This is a genomic window from Enterobacter cloacae complex sp. IR5422 (assembly GCF_049238165.1).
In the GTDB taxonomy this organism is placed as follows: Bacteria; Pseudomonadota; Gammaproteobacteria; order Enterobacterales; family Enterobacteriaceae; genus Enterobacter; species Enterobacter roggenkampii.
In genome coordinates this window covers 100,762-118,454 of record NZ_JBMKHT010000004.1, presented here as the reverse complement: position 1 = coordinate 118,454, position 17,693 = coordinate 100,762, and the positions used below count along the sequence as shown (strand labels likewise).

The window sequence follows — 17,693 nt, the reverse complement described above, 5'->3', positions numbered from 1 at the left end:
GATTAGTCGCATTATGTTACATAAAAATACGCTTCTTTTCGCAGCATTATCCGCTGCCCTTTGGGGCACAACCGCACAAGATGTTAACGCTGCGGTTGTTGCTTCGCTTAAACCACTCGGGTTTATCGCGTCAGCCATTGCTGACGGGGTAACAGAAACTCAGGTTCTGCTCCCGGATGGTGCATCCGAGCATGACTACTCCCTGCGCCCTTCAGACGTAAAACGCTTACAAAACGCGGACTTAGTTGTCTGGATTGGTCCGGAAATGGAAGCGTTTATGCAGAAGTCAGCTAAACAGGTGGCGGGCGAAAAACAGGTCGCGATTGCCGCCCTCCCAGGCGTGAAACCGTTACTCATGAAAGGCACGGATGACGACGGCGATGAACATGACCATCATGCTGCCGACGGTGAAAAAGGTGATGGAGATCACCATCACGGCGAGTACAACATGCATCTTTGGTTATCCCCAGAGATAGCGCGGCTTTCAGCGGTTGCAATCCATGACAAATTAGTGGAACTTATGCCGCAAAGTCGAGCCAAACTAGACGCCAACCTGAAAGATTTTGAGGCACAATTAGCCGCAACCGATAAGCAGGTAGGTAATGAGCTCGCACCGTTGAAAGGAAAAGGGTATTTCGTTTTTCATGACGCCTACGGCTATTACGAAAAACACTACGGTTTGACCCCGCTGGGGCACTTTACCGTCAACCCTGAAATTCAACCTGGTGCGCAGCGTTTACATGAAATCAGAACACAGCTGGTTGAGCAAAAAGCGACATGCGTTTTTGCTGAGCCACAGTTCAGGCCAGCGGTCGTAGAAGCCGTGGCCAGGGGGACATCCGTGCGCATGGGGACCCTTGACCCGCTAGGAACGAATATCCAGTTGAGCAAAGCGAGCTATTCGCAGTTCCTCAGCCAACTGGCGAACCAGTATGCGAGCTGCCTGAAAGGAGATTAACGAGGAAGTGAATACGTGCAACAGATAGCCCGCTCTGTCGCCCTGGCATTTAACAATCTGCCTCGACCCCACCGAGTCATGCTGGGGTCGCTTACAGTACTCACCTTAGCGGTCGCCGTCTGGCGGCCCTATGTTTACCACCCGAGTTCTGCCCCTATCATTAAAACCATCGAGCTTGAAAAGAGCGAAATCCGCTCTTTGCTGCCTGAAGCCAGTGAGCCTATCGACCAGTCGGCTCAGGAAGATGAAGCCATTCCACAGGATGAACTGGACGATAAAACCGAGAATGAAGCGGGTATTCACGAATATGTAGTTTCTACCGGGGACACGCTGAGCAGCGTGCTGAACCAGTACGGCATCGACATGGGCAATATCAGCCAGCTGGCGGCGGCAGATAAAGATCTTCGCAACCTGAAAATTGGGCAACAGCTCTCCTGGACGTTAACGGCCGATGGCGATCTCCAGCGTCTGACCTGGGAAATGTCCCGCCGTGAAACCCGCACCTACGATCGCACGGCAACCGGTTTCAAAATGACCAGCGAAATGCAGAAGGGCGACTGGGTCAACAGCGTTCTCAAAGGCACCGTGGGCGCAAGCTTTGTCTCCAGCGCGCGCGACGCAGGGTTGACCAGCGCTGAAATCAGTTCGGTGATCAAAGCCATGCAGTGGCAGATGGATTTCCGCAAGCTGAAAAAAGGCGATGAGTTTTCCGTCCTGATGTCCCGCGAAATGCTGGACGGCAAGCGCGAGCAAAGCCAGCTGCTGGGCGTGCGTCTGCGCTCCGAAGGCAAAGATTACTACGCGATCCGTGCCGAAGACGGCAAGTTCTACGACCGCACCGGTACGGGCCTTGCAAAGGGCTTCCTGCGCTTCCCGACGGCGAAACAGTTCCGCGTCTCCTCCAACTTTAACCCGCGTCGTCTGAACCCGGTCACCGGACGTGTCGCACCGCACCGTGGCGTTGACTTTGCCATGCCGCAGGGCACACCGGTTCTGGCGGTAGGGGATGGTGAAGTGGTGGTGGCCAAACGTAGCGGTGCAGCCGGGTATTACGTTGCGGTTCGTCATGGCCGTACGTATACGACCCGCTACATGCACCTGCGTAAGCTGCTGGTTAAACCAGGACAGAAGGTGAAGCGTGGTGACCGCATTGCGATCTCCGGTAATACCGGTCGCTCTACCGGCCCGCACCTGCACTACGAAGTGTGGATCAACCAGCAGGCCGTGAACCCGCTGACGGCAAAACTGCCGCGCACCGAGGGCCTGACGGGTAAAGATCGTACGGATTACCTGGCGCAGGTGAAAGAGGTGTTGCCGCAGCTGAGTTTAGACTAAGCCCTCTGTTTTTGTTAAAAAAGCCGGCGCACCCTGACGCCGGCTTTTTCTTTTGTGCGCGGACGACTGCCTCGCTACACTATCTGAATTAATTTTGCGTCATCAGACCCTGGATCCAGCATGGAAACCCAAAAAAACAATATTGAATACATTCCTGAGTTTGAAAAATCCTTCCGCCATCCGCGCAACTGGGGCGCCTGGCTCGGTGTCTACGCCTTTGCGGGGATAGCGTTGCTGCCGGCTTCCGTCCGCGATCCTGTCCTGGGTAAAATTGGCCGTCTTGCCGGGCGCTTAGGCAAAAGTGCCCGCCGCCGCGCGCAGATCAATCTCTATTACTGTTTTCCTGAAAAGAGCGACGCCGAGCGCGAGGCAATCATTGATGAGATGTATACCACCGCACCGCAGGCCATGGCGATGATGGCGGAGCTGGCGCTGAAAGGGCCGGAGAAAATTGTCGATCGCGTTGACTGGAAAGGGCTGGATATCATTGAGGAGATGCGCCGCAATGACGAGAAAGTCATTTTCCTTGTCCCACACGGCTGGGGCGTTGATATTCCGGCGATGCTGATGGCCTCTCAGGGCCAGAAGATGGCGGCAATGTTCCATAACCAGGGCAATAAAATCTTCGATTTTGTCTGGAATACGGTGCGTCGTCGTTTTGGCGGACGCCTGCATGCGCGCAACGATGGCATTAAGCCGTTCATTCAGTCGGTACGCCAGGGGTACTGGGGCTACTATCTGCCGGATCAGGACCACGGCCCCGAGCACAGCGAGTTTGTCGATTTCTTTGCGACCTATAAAGCGACGCTCCCTGCGATTGGCCGCCTGATGAAAGTGTGTCGTGCCCGCGTGATCCCGCTATTCCCGGTCTACGACGGTAAAACGCATCGCCTGAGCATTGAGGTTCGTCCGCCGATGGACGATCTGCTGACCGCTGACGACCACACCATTGCCCGTCGGATGAACGAAGAGGTGGAGATCCTGGTAGGGCCGCATGCCGAGCAATACACGTGGATCCTGAAGCTGCTTAAAACGCGTAAGCCGGGTGAAAAAGAGCCGTATAAACGCAAAGAGCTTTATCCAACGAAATAAAAAAAGCCCTCTCCATCTGGAGAGGGCTTTTTAACAGAGACGTTATTACTCGACGGTCATAACGCGCGTGGTGTTGGTTGAGCCGATGGTGCTCATCACATCGCCCTGGGTCACAATGACGATATCACCAGAGACCAGATAGCCTTTGTCGCGCAGCAGGTTTACGGCATCGTGCGCCGCGGCCACGCCGTCATTGGTGCTGTCGAAGTGTACCGGCGTCACGCCGCGGTACAGCGCCGTCAGGTTCAGCGTACGTTCGTGACGGGACATGGCGAAGATCGGCAGACCCGAGCTGATACGAGAGGTCATTAGCGCGGTGCGGCCAGATTCGGTCATAGTGATGATCGCGGTAACGCCCTTCAGATGGTTTGCCGCATACATTGCAGACATCGCAATCGCTTCTTCAACGTTGTCGAACTGCACGTCCAGACGGTGTTTAGAGACGTTGATGCTTGGGATCTTTTCAGCACCCAGGCAAACACGTGCCATGGCGGCCACGGTTTCTGCCGGATACTGGCCCGCAGCGGTTTCCGCAGAGAGCATTACCGCATCGGTACCGTCCAGCACGGCGTTGGCCACGTCCATCACTTCTGCACGGGTTGGCATCGGGTTGGTGATCATCGATTCCATCATCTGAGTGGCGGTGATCACCGCGCGGTTCAGCTGACGTGCGCGACGAATCAGGGCTTTCTGAATCCCCACCAGCTCAGGGTCGCCGATTTCCACACCCAGGTCGCCACGCGCAACCATCACCACGTCAGAGGCAAGGATCACGTCGTCCATAGCATCCTGATCGCAAACGGCTTCCGCACGCTCAACTTTGGCGACGATTTTGGCATCGCAGCCTGCATCACGCGCCAGACGACGCGCATAGTTCAGATCTTCGCCGCAGCGCGGGAAGGAGACGGCCAGGTAGTCAACACCGATCAGTGCAGCAGTCACAATATCCGCTTTATCTTTATCAGTAAGCGCTTCCGCAGAGAGGCCGCCGCCCAGCTTGTTGATGCCTTTATTGTTGGAGAGCGGGCCGCCGACGGTGACTTCGGTGAACACTTTCATGCCCTGAACTTCCAGCACTTTCAGCTGCACGCGACCGTCGTCAAGCAGCAGGATATCGCCAGGTACGACGTCAGCCGGGAGGCCTTTATAGTCGATACCGACTTTCTCTTTATCGCCTTCGCCTTTGCCCAGGTTGGCATCCAGCAGGAATTTGTCGCCGATATTGAGGAAAACTTTACCCTCTTTAAAGGTCGAAACACGGATTTTAGGACCCTGCAAATCGCCGAGGATCGCAACGTGACGGCCCAGTTTAGCTGCGATTTCACGCACTTTATCGGCACGTAATTTATGGTCTTCTGGCGTACCGTGAGAGAAGTTCATACGCACCACGTTGGCGCCAGCGGCGATAATTTTCTCGAGATTATTATCGCGATCGGTGGCCGGGCCTAAGGTGGTTACGATCTTGGTTCTGCGAAGCCTTCTGGACATGTAATACTCCGTTGACTGAAACAACTTTGGTGTTGCGTGAACATTGAATCGGCCTTCATCTGCTGCAAGGCAGTGGAGAGGGGACCGAATGCCGTAAATCGTTACTTCGTCATTATTCGTGACGTCTTCGTTATCAACTATCGAACATCGCTCTTTATAAGCAATTCTTTATCAAAACGCGATTCCTTCAGCGCTTCCTTGACCCGCTTCAAGTTATCCCGGAATTTTGCCCCCCGGCGTAAGGTAAAACCGGTCGCCAGCACGTCAATCACGGTGAGCTGGGCCAGTCGGGAGACCATTGGCATATAAATGTCGGTGTCTTCCGGCACGTCGAGAGTGATCGCCAGCGTCGCCTCACGGGCCAGCGGTGTGCCCGCCGTGGTCAGCGCAATCACCATGGCATCGTTTTCACGGGCCAGCTGCGCCAGTTCTACCTGACTCTTAGTGCGGCCAGTATGCGAAATCAGTACCACGACGTCATCTTCACTGCAATTCATACAGCTCATGCGTTGCAGGACAATGTCATCGGAATAAATCACCGGGACGTTAAAGCGGAAAAATTTGTTCATGGCGTCATGCGCGACGGCCGCCGACGACCCGAGCCCAAAGAAGGCAATTCGCTTGGCCTGGGTGAGTAAATCCACTGCGCGATTCACGGAACTCATGTCCAGAGACTGACGGACGTGGTCAAGCGAAGCCATGGCCGACTCAAAAATTTTCGCGGTATAGGCATCAACGCTGTCGTCTTCATCCACATTACGATTAACATAAGGGGTGCCGTTAGCCAGACTTTGTGCCAGATGCAGTTTAAAATCAGGAAAGCCGCGCGTTTCCAGGCTGCGGCAGAAGCGATTGACCGTGGGTTCGCTAACACCCGCTTCCTGTGCCAGAGCGGCGATGCTTGAATGAATCGCCTGAGCGGGAGAGGCGAGAATGACCTCGGCCACTTTTCGCTCGGATTTGCTAAGGTGTTCCAGTTGAAACTGGATTTTTTCCAGCATGTTCATGTTAACAGGACGCTCATGGGTGTAAACGATTTCATTAATTGATGAAATCGTGATTCGATTTAGCCGATATTACCCCTGTGGCTTCCATTAAGGGTAACAATCGACGAGATAATGTTGTTGTTTTTTTTCATTACTTGATCGATGTCGGGTTTTGCTATGACCCTGTTGCGCAAAGAAATGACGGTTGTTGCGTCATTAAGCCGTCTAAATCATCCGAAGGGTGAAAAATCGCGGTATCGCACGCGACGATAAGCGCTAATGGTTTCGGGAATGACGTAAAAGCAGTACAGTGCATTGTAATAAAATTACAACGATACCTGGCAGAAGTACCAGGTGATCCAACTGAGGAGAATGACATGGCGGTAACGCAAACAGCCCAGGCATGTGACCTGGTCATTTTCGGCGCGAAAGGCGATCTTGCACGCCGAAAATTGCTGCCTTCCCTGTATCAACTGGAGAAAGCGGGCCAAATTCATCCGGATACCCGTATCCTGGGTGTTGGGCGCGCCGACTGGGACAAGGACGCTTATACCAAAGTCGTCCGCGAGGCGCTCGAAACTTTCATGAAGGAAAAAATTGATGAAAGTTTGTGGGATACCCTGAGCGGTCGTCTCGATTTCTGCAACCTTGACGTGAATGACGTCAGCGCATTCGCTCGCTTGGGCGCGATGCTGGATCAGAAAAACCGTGTCACCATTAACTATTTCGCCATGCCGCCAAGCACCTTCGGCGCCATCTGCAAGGGCCTGGGCGAAGCCAAACTGAACGCCAAACCGGCGCGCGTCGTGATGGAGAAGCCGCTGGGTACGTCCCTGGCAACCTCGCGTGAAATCAACGACCAGGTGGGCGAGTTCTTTGAAGAGTGCCAGGTCTACCGTATTGACCACTATCTCGGTAAAGAGACGGTGCTGAACCTGCTGGCGCTGCGTTTTGCTAACTCCCTGTTTGTGAACAACTGGGACAACCGCACCATCGACCACGTGGAAATCACCGTGGCGGAAGAGGTGGGGATTGAAGGCCGCTGGGGTTACTTTGACCAGGCCGGTCAGATGCGCGACATGATTCAGAACCACCTGCTGCAGATTCTGTGCATGATTGCCATGTCTCCACCGTCTGACCTGACGGCGGACAGCATCCGTGACGCCAAAGTGAAAGTGCTGAAGTCGCTGCGCCGCATCGACCGCTCCAACGTGCGCGAGAAAACCGTTCGCGGCCAGTACACCGCCGGGTTTGCGCAAGGCAAAAAGGTGCCTGGCTACCTGGAAGAAGAGGGCGCGAACAAGTCCAGCAACACCGAGACGTTCGTGGCCATCCGCGTGGACATCGACGACTGGCGCTGGGCGGGGGTTCCGTTCTACCTGCGCACCGGTAAGCGTCTGCCTGCGAAATGTTCCGAAGTGGTAGTCTACTTTAAGAACCCGGAACTGAACCTGTTCAAAGAGTCCTGGCAGGAGCTGCCGCAGAACAAGCTGACCATTCGTCTGCAGCCGGACGAGGGCGTGGATATCCAGATCCTGAACAAAGTGCCGGGCCTGGATCATAAACACAACCTGCAGACCACCAAGCTGGATCTGAGCTACTCCGAAACCTTCAACCAGACACACCTGGCCGATGCTTACGAGCGTCTGCTGCTGGAAACCATGCGCGGTATCCAGGCGCTGTTCGTGCGTCGCGATGAGGTGGAAGAGGCGTGGAAATGGGTCGACTCCATCACCGAAGCCTGGGCTGCCGATCAGGATGCGCCAAAACCGTATCAGGCGGGCACATGGGGACCTGTCGCGTCGGTGGCAATGATCACCCGCGATGGCCGCTCCTGGAACGAGTTTGAGTAAGATAATCCGCTAGCCCGAAAGTGTTATTTTACCGGTAACATGATCTAACACAGCTCGTGCCACAATTTTCAACTTTTAAGCTCCGCGTGGATTCACCCGCGGAGCTTTTTTTATTACACTGCCGGAAGTGATTTTGCCCCTGAGCTCCGGACAGCAAGCGTTTCAGCGTTGTTAACAACTGCCAGCGACTTTGTAAACTCCCGAGCCCGGACAGATAAATGAGAGGAGCTTTTATGAATCCGACATTGTTACGCGTAACACAGCGCATTATTGAGCGCTCGAAAGAGACCCGTTCGGCCTACCTCGCCCGGATTGAACAGGCGAAGAGCAACACCGTTCACCGTTCCCAGCTGGCCTGCGGTAACCTGGCGCACGGCTTCGCCGCCTGCCAGCCTGACGATAAAGCGTCGCTGAAAAGCATGTTGCGTAACAATATCGCCATCATTACCGCTTATAACGATATGCTTTCCGCGCACCAGCCCTATGAGGTCTACCCGGATATCATCCGTAAAGCGCTGCACAGCGTGAATGCGGTCGGCCAGGTGGCGGGTGGGGTACCCGCCATGTGCGACGGCGTGACGCAGGGTCAGGACGGTATGGAGCTCTCCCTGCTGAGCCGTGAAGTCATTGCCATGTCCGCAGCGGTGGGCCTGTCACACAACATGTTTGATGGCGCGCTCTATCTCGGCGTATGCGACAAGATTGTTCCGGGCCTGGTGATGGCCGCGCTGTCGTTTGGTCATCTGCCTGCGATCTTCGTGCCGTCGGGCCCAATGGCAAGCGGCCTGCCGAACAAAGAAAAAGTGCGCATTCGCCAGCTGTACGCGGAAGGAAAAGCAGATCGTCAGGCGCTGCTGGAAGCGGAAGCTGCATCCTACCACGCGCCGGGCACCTGTACGTTCTACGGTACCGCGAACACGAACCAGATGGTGGTGGAGTTTATGGGAATGCAGCTTCCGGGCTCGTCCTTTATCCAGCCGGATGCACCGCTGCGCAAGGCGCTGACCGAGGCCGCGGCCCGTCAGGTCACGCGTCTGACCGGAAACGGCAACGAATGGATGCCGATGGGCAAAATGGTCGACGAAAAAGTTATCGTCAACGGAATTGTTGCGCTGCTGGCCACCGGCGGTTCGACCAACCACACCATGCACCTGGTGGCCATGGCGCGTGCGGCGGGCATTCTGATTAACTGGGATGACTTCTCCGAGATCTCTTCCGTGGTGCCGTTGATGGCGCGCCTGTATCCAAACGGTCCGGCGGACATCAACCACTTCCAGGCCGCAGGCGGCGTACCGCTGCTCATGCGCGAGCTGCTGAAGGGCGGTCTGCTGCATGAAGATGTTAACACCGTAGCGGGCTTTGGCCTGCAGCGCTACACCCAGGAGCCATGGCTGAACAACGGCGAGCTGGACTGGCGCGAAGGGGCGACCGCATCTCTTGATGCGCAGGTTATCGCCACCATCGACAAACCTTTCTCTCCTCACGGTGGCACAAAGGTGCTGAGCGGTAACCTCGGTCGCGCGGTAATGAAGACCTCTGCCGTACCGGAAGAGAACCAGATTATCGAAGCGCCAGCGGTGGTATTTGAAAGCCAGCACGACGTATTACCTGCCTTTGACGCCGGTCTGCTCGACAAAGACTGCGTGGTAGTGGTGCGTCATCAGGGGCCTAAAGCCAACGGGATGCCAGAATTACATAAACTTATGCCACCACTTGGTGTATTATTGGACCGCCGTTTCAAAATTGCACTGGTGACCGATGGACGCCTCTCTGGCGCCTCAGGTAAAGTGCCATCAGCTATCCACGTGACGCCGGAAGCGTACGACGGCGGCCTGCTGGCGAAAGTGCGTGACGGTGACATGATCCGCGTTAACGGTCAGACAGGCGAGCTAACCCTGCTGGTGGATGACGCCGAGCTGGCGGCACGTCAGCCCCATATTCCTGACCTGAGCGCGTCGCGCGTGGGAACAGGACGCGAAATGTTTGGCGCACTGCGTGCGAACCTCTCCGGTGCTGAGCAGGGCGCAACCTGTATTACGTTTTAAGACGACTTGATTTTAACGATCTGGCGAGAGAAGACTCTGATGAAAAACTGGAAAACAAGTGCAGAAGCAATCCTGACCACTGGCCCTGTCGTGCCGGTTATCGTGGTAAACAAGCTGGAGCACGCTGTACCGATGGCGAAAGCGCTGGTTGCGGGCGGCGTTCGCGTTCTGGAAGTGACCCTGCGTACCGCCTGCGCGATGGATGCCATTCGCGCGATTGCCAAAGAAGTGCCGGATGCCATTATCGGTGCGGGTACCGTAACGAACGCAAAACAGCTGGCTGAAGTGACCGAAGCGGGCGCACAGTTTGCCATCAGCCCGGGCCTGACCGAGTCGCTGCTGAAAGCCGCCACCGAAGGCACTATTCCGCTGATCCCGGGCATCAGCACCGTCTCTGAACTGATGCTGGGCATGGACTACGGTCTGAAAGAGTTCAAATTCTTCCCGGCGGAAGCGAACGGCGGCACCAAAGCGCTGCAGGCGATTGCCGGTCCATTCTCTCAGGTACGCTTCTGCCCGACGGGCGGTATCTCTCCTGCCAACTACCGTGACTACCTGGCGCTGAAAAGCGTGCTGTGCATCGGAGGCTCATGGCTGGTTCCGGCGGATGCGCTGGAAGCGGGCGACTGGGATCGCATCACCAGACTGGCTCGCGAAGCGGTAGAAGGCGCGAAGCAGTAAGTCATTCGCCGCATGAAAAACGGGCCTTTCGGCCCGTTTTTTTATCCTTCTACCTTGACGCTCGCAGCGGCCGCTTTCGCTCTCGCCACGGCGTCGTCAACGTTATCCCCGGTGGCTAATGCCACGCCAAGACGGCGGGTTCCGTCGATCTCCGGCTTGCCGAACAAACGGACCTGCAACCCGGCACCCACCGCCGCGTCAACATTATCAAACGTAACGTTCTGGCTGGTTAACTGCGGCAGGATCACCGCCGAGGCGGCCGGGCCGTACTGACGGATACCGCCGACGGGCAGGCCGAGGAAGGCGCGCACGTGCAGGGCGAACTCGGAGAGATCCTGCGAAATCAGCGTGACCATGCCGGTGTCATGCGGGCGAGGGGAGACTTCGCTGAAGATCACCTCATCGCCGCACACAAACAGCTCCACGCCAAACAGGCCATAGCCGCCCAGCGCCAGGACGGTTTTACGGGCGATCGCCTGCGCACGCTCCAGCGCCAGGGCGCTCATCTGCTGCGGCTGCCAGGATTCGCGGTAATCGCCATCTTCCTGGCGGTGGCCAATCGGGTCGCAGAAATGGACGCCGTCAACGGCGCTGACGGTCAGCAGGGTGATCTCGAAATCAAACTTCACCACCCCTTCAACGATCACGCGACCGGCACCGGCGCGGCCACCCTGCTGGGCGTACTCCCACGCCTTGTCCAGCGTGCTGCTGTCGCGGATAAAGCTCTGTCCTTTACCGGAGGAGCTCATCACCGGCTTAACGATGCACGGGTAACCAATCTCCTCAACGGCCTGCAGGAATGCGGCTTTATCGCCAGCAAAACGATAGCTCGACGTGGGCAATCCCAGCTCTTCTGCCGCCAGACGACGAATGCCTTCGCGGTTCATGGTCAGCTTTGCGGCTTTCGCGCAGGGCACCACGCGCTGGCCTTCCTGCTCAAGCGCAATCAGCGTGTCGGTGGCGATGGCTTCAATTTCCGGTACAACGAAATCAGGCTTCTCGCGTGAAATCAGCTCACGAAGGGCATCGCCGTCCAGCATGTTAATCACATAAGAACGATGGGCGACGTGCATGGCGGGTGCATCGGCGTAGCGGTCTACGGCAATGACTTCCACGCCTAAACGCTGGCACTCAATGGCGACCTCTTTTCCCAGCTCGCCCGATCCCAACAGCATCACTCGCGTCGCCGCAGGTCGCAGCGCGGTTCCTAAACGAATCATAACAATCCCCCTGAAAAAGTTGCGGGCAGTATAAACGAAAACGTTTGCGTCTGTCTTGTGTACGGCCAGGTGAGGGGAGAAGAAATTTGCGCTTCTTTAGCCCGTCCAGACATTTCCTGACGCCTGCTCGCTTACGCTGTGGAACATGTTCACCGTTAAGTGAGGGAAACCATGTCTGGCTGGCTAAATCAATTGCAATCACTGTTAGGGCAGAAAACGTCGTCTTCCGGCGAGCGGGATCTCAGCACACTGCTGGTGCCCGGGGCGCTCGGCGGGCTGGCAGGCCTGCTGGTCGCGAATAAATCCTCGCGCAAGCTGCTGGCAAAGTACGGGACAGGCGCGCTGCTGGCCGGTGGGGGCGCCATTGCGGGCACCGTCCTGTGGAATAAATACAAGGACAGGGTCCGGACCGCGCACAGCAATGAACCGCACTACGGCGAGCACACCTCGCCGCTGGATCTGCGCACCGAGAGGCTCATTCTTGCGCTGGTTTTTGCCGCGAAAAGTGACGGACATATCGACGATAAGGAACGGCTGGCGATCGAACAGCAGTTGCGCGAAGCCGGCGTCGAAGAGAAGGGCAGAGCGCTGGTGGCGCAGGCCATCGAACAGCCCCTGGATCCGCAGCGTCTGGCGCAAAGCGTGAAAAATGAGGAAGAGGCGCTTGAACTCTATTTCCTCAGCTGTGCCGCCATCGATATCGATCACTTTATGGAGCGCAGCTACCTGAATGCGCTTGGCGACGCGCTGAAGATCCCGCAGGACGTGCGTGAGGGCATTGAGCGGGATATTCGGGAACAAAAACAGGCGTTACAGGGATAGTTCTCGCCGTTGCGACCCGGTTTCGCTTGCATCATGCGTGGGTTTTGCCAACCTTATAGGGTGTAAAACGAAAAAGAATGACGACATGCCACCGAAAGCCCGACGTATACCTTATGCGATCACCACGCATGGCGATACGCGTATAGACAACTATTACTGGCTACGGGACGATTCACGCTCCCGGCCAGAGGTGCTCGACTACCTGCACGAGGAAAACGACTATGGCCGCAAGGTCATGTCCAGCCAGCAGACGCTTCAGGACCAGCTGCTGAATGAAATGGTGCAACGTATTCCTCAGCGCGATATCTCCGCGCCCTGGACCAAAAATGGCTATCGCTATCGCCATATTTATGAGCCCGGCAACGAGTATCCCATCTACCAGCGTCAGTCGGTCCTGAGCGCCGAATGGGATGCGTGGGATATTCTGCTGGATGCCAATCAGCGCGCGGCCCACAGCGAGTTTTATACTCTGGGCGGCATGTCCATTTCGCCGGATAACGCGGTGATGGCGCTGGCGGAGGATTATCTCTCCCGTCGCCAGTACGGCCTGCGTTTTCGCAACCTGGACACCGGCAACTGGTATCCGGAAATGCTGGAAAACGTCTCCCCGGATTTTGTCTGGGCGAATGATTCCGAGACGGTGTACTACGTCAAAAAGCACGCCTCTACGCTGCTGCCCTATCAGGTATGGCGGCATACCATCGGAACGGACTCCGCAGACGACGAGCTGGTCTATGAAGAGAAAGACGAAACGTTTTATGTCAGCCTGCATAAAACCTCTTCGCGCCATTATGTCATTATCTTCCTGGCCAGCGCCACGACGTCGGAAGTCCTGCTGCTGGATGCCGAACTGCCGGACGCCCAGCCGCTCTGTTTTCTGCCGCGCCGAAAGGATCATGAGTACAGCCTGGATCACTTCCAGCACAGCTTTTATCTGCGCTCGAATCGCGAGGGTAAAAACTTTGGCCTCTATAAAACCAAAGTGCGCGATGAGCGCAAGTGGGAGGTGCTTATCCCCGCGCGGGATCAGGTGATGCTGGAAGGGTTTACCCTGTTCACCGACTGGCTGGTAGTGGAGGAGCGCCAGCGCGGGCTGACCAGCATCCGGCAAATCAACCGCAAAACGCGGGAAGTGGTGGGGATCGCGTTCGACGACCCGGCCTATGTGACGTGGATTGGGTTCAATCCCGAACCCGAATCATCGCGGCTGCGCTACGGCTACTCATCCATGACCACACCGGACACCCTGTTTGAGCTGGACATGGATACCGGGCAGCGTCAGGTAATTAAGCAGACCGAGGTTAAAGGGTTTGAGTCCGAAAACTACCGCAGCGAGCACCTGTGGGTCACCGCCCGGGATGGCGTCGAGGTCCCCGTCTCGCTCGTCTATCACAAAGCCCATTTCCAGAAAGGCAAAAAACCGATTCTGGTGTACGGCTACGGCTCCTACGGCTCCAGCATGGATGCTGATTTCAGCAGCAGCCGTTTAAGCCTGCTCGACCGCGGCTTTGTTTTCGCCATCGCCCATATTCGCGGCGGCGGTGAGCTGGGGCAGCACTGGTATGAGGACGGGAAATTCCTGAAAAAGAAAAACACCTTCAATGACTACCTCGACGTCTGCGATGCGCTGATTGATCAGGGCTATGGCGATCCGAAACTCTGCTTTGGCATGGGCGGCAGCGCGGGCGGTATGCTGATGGGAGCGGTTATCAACCAGCGTCCTGAACGCTTTAAGGGGATTGTCGCGCAGGTGCCGTTTGTCGATGTGGTGACGACCATGCTCGATGAATCCATTCCGCTGACGACCGGGGAGTTTGAAGAGTGGGGGAATCCGCAGGATGAGATTTACTACCGCTATATGAAAACGTACAGCCCTTACGATAACGTCGAGGCGAAAGCCTATCCCCACATGCTGGTCACCACCGGTCTGCATGACTCTCAGGTGCAGTACTGGGAGCCGGCAAAATGGGTGGCGAAACTGCGGGAGCTGAAAACCGACGACAACCTGCTGCTGCTGTGTACCGACATGGATTCCGGACACGGCGGGAAATCGGGACGATTTAAATCGTATGAAGGGGTGGCGCTGGAATACGCCTTCTTGATTGGCCTGGCGCAGGAGACGCTGCCAGGCCGTGCAGAGCGTTAAGCTTCGCCCAGATAATGTTTCAGCGTCAGGCGCAGTTCCGGGCTCATTTTGTCAAGGTTGTTATACAGCCAGCGCAAATAGCCCGGGTCTTTATCCGCAATATCCGACACCGCTCTGCCCCGGTATTTACCAAAGGTAAACGTGGTCAGCAGTGCGGGACGGCCGGTGATGGTCGCCATATCATCCGGCGTCCAGCCAGAGGTATTCATGATATCAATCAGTAGCGCGGCGGTGATATAGCAGTCATACAGGGCCCGGTGATGATGAAGCCCCTCAGGCGTGCGGACGCTGAGCTTGCGGGACTTGTACAGCGCCATGTTGCTGTATTTAATGCCCGGCCAGAGGCGACGCGCCAGCTTCATGGTACAAATCCACTCCCCGGGCATCTCCGGCAGCACGCGGCGGTCAAAGCTGGCGTTATGCGCGACGTACCACGGGCTACCGTAATAGTGGGGAATAACGTCTTCGATCCACGGCTTGTCCGCCACCATCGATTCGGTAATGCGATGGATAGCCATCGCCTGAGGGCTGATGGGGCGATCGGGACGCACCAGATGGCTCATTGGGTTGACGATTTTACCATCAACCACGTCGACAGAGGCCACTTCCACAATTCCGCCCTGAAGATCGCAAGTTTCGGTATCGATGACGCGCAGCATTGAACACTCCTGAGCTTAAAACGCCTAGCCTAAAGGAATGATATCGCCTTGCCAACCCTCTCCGCCGAGCGTGCCTGTCAACAGCAGCTCGCCCTTATCCGCGCGAACGATCAGCTGGCCTTTTTCATCCCACAGCGCGCTACCGCCGCAGGCGTTCGCCATCAGCACCGCTATGGCATATTTATGCGCGAAGCGCTGCAGGGTACTGATGGACTGCCGCCAGCGGTTATCCTCCACTGACTGACAGCTGGTAAACAGCGACGCTCTGGGATCGAGATTGGGGGAATCGGCATGCGCATCAATAATGCTGAGCTGTTTCTCTCCCGGCACCAGGCTGGCTCCGCCACCTTGCGGGTAGCGAAGGATGCGTTGACGAGCGGGGGTGAAGAGCGCGAGACCTTTCTGGCGCTGACCATCCCGCTCCACGGGGAGCCCGGCAATCACGGTTATTCGGTAACGATGCGCCGCGTCGAGCAGCGGTTCCAGCTGGGCGTCGCCGGGTGGGAGAGGTAACGTCGTCGTTCCCGAGCCTGTTAATGACAGTTCAGGAAACACCAGCAGATCGCACCCCTGCCGTGCTGCTTCGGCGATGAAGCGCAGGTGGTGCGTGATATGGTCATCGACACTCTGATGCTGCCCGCTATACTGGGCCGCCGCTATATTCCAATGTGACATCGTGACTTCCTTATACACTGAGTCGCAGGGATTTAAGAATACACCTAAATTTATCAGGGTTTTCTTATCCTGCCAGATTCAGCGTAAGGAAGTGTAACGGCTTGTTAAGCTTATTTAACTTTAGGTTCGTACGGTAAACGGGAGAGGTTGACCGAGGCGAGACGGTGGGCGATGAGTCTTTCGCGAAACCAGTCGCGCAGATGGGCGGGCTGTTCCCGTTCAACGACTTCAGCCACGACAGGCATGTTGTAACGCTCTTTAAACGCGACGCCAGCGGCAGCGAGATCGACATTCACTTTATCCATCTCGTCCTGTGGAAGGGCGGCCAGATTGATCTTCATTACCTTCTCCTTTTTATGCGGCGGCAACGTTACCGCGATTGCACGACGATGACAAGCGGAGGCAGGATGATCCTCGACTCGTTTATTATACAGCGTTATTCTTTAGCATACAGACATAACAAAAAGGAATGATTGCGATGGGTTTCTCCGCTTCCCGCGCGGTATGCGCACTGGTTTTTCTGGCCTCTACAATGATGACCCCCTCCGTGCTGGCGCATGCGCACCTTAAGCAGCCGATCCCGGCAGCGGACAGCGTGGTGAGCGCTCCGCAGGCACTTACGCTGAATTTTTCAGAAGGCATCGAACCGGGATTTAGCGGTGTGGTGGTGACGGATGCGCAAAAGCAGGTCATCAAAACGGGAACCGCCACGCGCGACGAAAAGAACAAGGCGCAGCTCACCGTTCCGCTGGACCAAACGCTGACGCCAGGGACGTACCAGGTAGAGTGGCATGTCGTCTCTGTAGACGGTCATAAAACCAAAGGTAGCTATCACTTTAGCGTGAAATAGCATGCTGGCGCTGTGTTATATCGGGTTGCGCTTTATCCATTTCGGGGCGCTGATGCTGATTTTTGGCAACGCGCTTTACAGCGTCTGGTTTGCGCCTTCCTCTCTCCAGCGGCTGATGTGCCGACGTTTCCAGCTGCAGCAGAAAGTGGCGGCTTTTATGAGCCTGGCGGCTGCACTCCTGATGTTTATGCTTCAGGGCGGGCAGATGGGTAACGGTTGGGGCGATGTATTTGCCCCACAGGTCTGGTCCGGCGTAATGAGGACACAGTTTGGCGGCGTCTGGCTGTGGCAAATGATTCTCGCTGCGATGACGGTCGCTGCAGCATGGCTCGCGCCGCTGAAGGGTTCGCGGCTGCTGCTGCTCGCCATGGGGCAGCTTATCCTGCTGGCGGGGGTAGGGCACGCGGCGATGAACGACGGTCCGATGGGGGCGCTGCAGCGCCTTAATCACGCTTTTCACCTGATCTGTGCTGCTACATGGCTTGGCGGATTACTGCCCCTGCTGTTCTGCATGCGTCTGGCGAACGGGCGCTGGCAGAATGCCGCCATCTATACCATGATGCGCTTCTCGCGCGTGGGCCATTATGCGGTCGCGGGCGCGCTGCTCAGCGGAGCAATCAATGCGCTCATGATACTGGGCGTCCATATTCCCTGGCAGGCTGACTACGTGCAGTTTTTGTTGTTCAAATGTGCGCTGGTGGCGTTGATGGTGGTAATTGCGCTGGCAAATCGGTATTTTCTGGTGCCACGGTTTCGTCCGGAGACCGGGCGAGCACAACAGATTTTTATCAGGATGACACAGGCAGAAGTGGTGCTGGGGGCGCTGGTACTGGCAACGGTCAGTCTGTTCGCCACCTGGGAACCCTTCTGACAAGGTTAAATA

General features: G+C 56.4%; 16 protein-coding genes. 10 read left to right on the top strand and 6 right to left on the bottom strand.

What is annotated here, in order from left to right:
* The first annotated feature begins 13 nt into the window (after positions 1 to 13).
* From znuA to lpxM, 3 genes are all read left to right on the top strand, one after another.
* Positions 14 to 958: a zinc ABC transporter substrate-binding protein ZnuA gene (gene znuA / locus ACOTXT_RS03600; protein WP_025910050.1), complete on the top strand. Its 945-nt coding sequence runs from the start codon at positions 14 to 16 to the stop codon at positions 956 to 958.
* A gap of 15 nt (positions 959 to 973) precedes the next feature.
* On the top strand, positions 974 to 2,293 hold the full coding sequence (gene mepM / locus ACOTXT_RS03595) for a murein DD-endopeptidase MepM (RefSeq protein ID WP_008500453.1): 1,320 nt from the start codon (positions 974 to 976) through the stop codon (positions 2,291 to 2,293).
* 120 nt (positions 2,294 to 2,413) lie between these two features.
* Positions 2,414 to 3,385 (top strand): lauroyl-Kdo(2)-lipid IV(A) myristoyltransferase, encoded by a 972-nt coding sequence (lpxM, locus tag ACOTXT_RS03590; RefSeq protein WP_008500454.1) that lies wholly within the window; start codon positions 2,414 to 2,416, stop codon positions 3,383 to 3,385.
* 45 nt (positions 3,386 to 3,430) lie between these two features.
* On the opposite strand, the gene pyk is transcribed toward lpxM, so the two are convergent.
* Together pyk and ACOTXT_RS03580 are read right to left on the bottom strand one after the other, a co-directional pair.
* The gene (pyk, locus tag ACOTXT_RS03585) at positions 3,431 to 4,873 is read right to left on the bottom strand and encodes a pyruvate kinase (protein ID WP_008500455.1); all 1,443 of its coding nucleotides are present in this window, start codon (positions 4,871 to 4,873) and stop codon (positions 3,431 to 3,433) included.
* A 137-nt stretch (positions 4,874 to 5,010) separates the two neighbouring features.
* Positions 5,011 to 5,880 (bottom strand): MurR/RpiR family transcriptional regulator, encoded by an 870-nt coding sequence (locus ACOTXT_RS03580; RefSeq protein WP_008500456.1) that lies wholly within the window; start codon positions 5,878 to 5,880, stop codon positions 5,011 to 5,013.
* 356 nt (positions 5,881 to 6,236) lie between these two features.
* Here ACOTXT_RS03580 and zwf point away from each other — a divergent pair, with 356 nt between their 5' ends.
* The 3 genes from zwf to ACOTXT_RS03565 all read left to right on the top strand — a co-directional run bounded on the left by zwf (position 6,237) and on the right by ACOTXT_RS03565 (position 10,438).
* Positions 6,237 to 7,712 carry a glucose-6-phosphate dehydrogenase gene (zwf, locus tag ACOTXT_RS03575; protein ID WP_008500457.1) on the top strand — a complete coding sequence of 492 codons (1,476 nt, stop codon included), beginning with the start codon at positions 6,237 to 6,239 and terminating at the stop codon, positions 7,710 to 7,712.
* A gap of 233 nt (positions 7,713 to 7,945) precedes the next feature.
* The gene (gene edd, locus ACOTXT_RS03570; RefSeq protein WP_045372535.1) at positions 7,946 to 9,757 is read left to right on the top strand and encodes a phosphogluconate dehydratase; all 1,812 of its coding nucleotides are present in this window, start codon (positions 7,946 to 7,948) and stop codon (positions 9,755 to 9,757) included.
* Positions 9,758 to 9,796: 39 nt separating this feature from the next.
* Complete coding sequence (locus ACOTXT_RS03565; RefSeq protein WP_025756915.1) at positions 9,797 to 10,438, top strand: bifunctional 4-hydroxy-2-oxoglutarate aldolase/2-dehydro-3-deoxy-phosphogluconate aldolase; 642 nt, start codon at positions 9,797 to 9,799, stop codon at positions 10,436 to 10,438.
* Between the two features lie 41 nt (positions 10,439 to 10,479).
* Here the strand turns inward: ACOTXT_RS03565 and purT are convergent, their stop codons facing one another.
* A complete protein-coding gene (gene purT, locus ACOTXT_RS03560; RefSeq protein WP_333165524.1) occupies positions 10,480 to 11,658 on the bottom strand; it encodes a formate-dependent phosphoribosylglycinamide formyltransferase in 1,179 nt (392 codons plus the stop codon).
* Between the two features lie 171 nt (positions 11,659 to 11,829).
* Between purT and ACOTXT_RS03555 the strand changes: the two genes are divergently transcribed.
* Positions 11,830 to 12,480 carry a tellurite resistance TerB family protein gene (locus ACOTXT_RS03555; protein WP_333165522.1) on the top strand — a complete coding sequence of 217 codons (651 nt, stop codon included), beginning with the start codon at positions 11,830 to 11,832 and terminating at the stop codon, positions 12,478 to 12,480.
* Between the two features lie 85 nt (positions 12,481 to 12,565).
* Positions 12,566 to 14,626, top strand: coding sequence for an oligopeptidase B (ptrB, locus tag ACOTXT_RS03550; protein WP_333165519.1), 2,061 nt, complete (start codon positions 12,566 to 12,568; stop codon positions 14,624 to 14,626).
* On the opposite strand, the gene exoX is transcribed toward ptrB, so the two are convergent.
* The 3 genes from exoX to ACOTXT_RS03535 all read right to left on the bottom strand — a co-directional run bounded on the left by exoX (position 14,623) and on the right by ACOTXT_RS03535 (position 16,301).
* Positions 14,623 to 15,285, bottom strand: coding sequence for an exodeoxyribonuclease X (gene exoX, locus ACOTXT_RS03545; RefSeq protein WP_025756911.1), 663 nt, complete (start codon positions 15,283 to 15,285; stop codon positions 14,623 to 14,625). The two genes, ptrB and exoX, sit on opposite strands and share 4 nt — an antisense overlap.
* A gap of 24 nt (positions 15,286 to 15,309) precedes the next feature.
* Complete coding sequence (locus tag ACOTXT_RS03540; protein WP_008500464.1) at positions 15,310 to 15,960, bottom strand: carbon-nitrogen hydrolase family protein; 651 nt, start codon at positions 15,958 to 15,960, stop codon at positions 15,310 to 15,312.
* Positions 15,961 to 16,070: 110 nt separating this feature from the next.
* Entirely contained in the window at positions 16,071 to 16,301 is a 231-nt protein-coding gene (locus tag ACOTXT_RS03535; protein ID WP_008500465.1) for a DNA polymerase III subunit theta, read from the bottom strand.
* Between the two features lie 137 nt (positions 16,302 to 16,438).
* Between ACOTXT_RS03535 and yobA the strand changes: the two genes are divergently transcribed.
* Together yobA and copD are read left to right on the top strand one after the other, a co-directional pair.
* Positions 16,439 to 16,810: a CopC domain-containing protein YobA gene (gene yobA, locus ACOTXT_RS03530; protein WP_069598484.1), complete on the top strand. Its 372-nt coding sequence runs from the start codon at positions 16,439 to 16,441 to the stop codon at positions 16,808 to 16,810.
* 1 nt (position 16,811) lies between these two features.
* Positions 16,812 to 17,681: a copper homeostasis membrane protein CopD gene (gene copD, locus ACOTXT_RS03525; protein ID WP_333165516.1), complete on the top strand. Its 870-nt coding sequence runs from the start codon at positions 16,812 to 16,814 to the stop codon at positions 17,679 to 17,681.
* Positions 17,682 to 17,693: the final 12 nt, after the last annotated feature.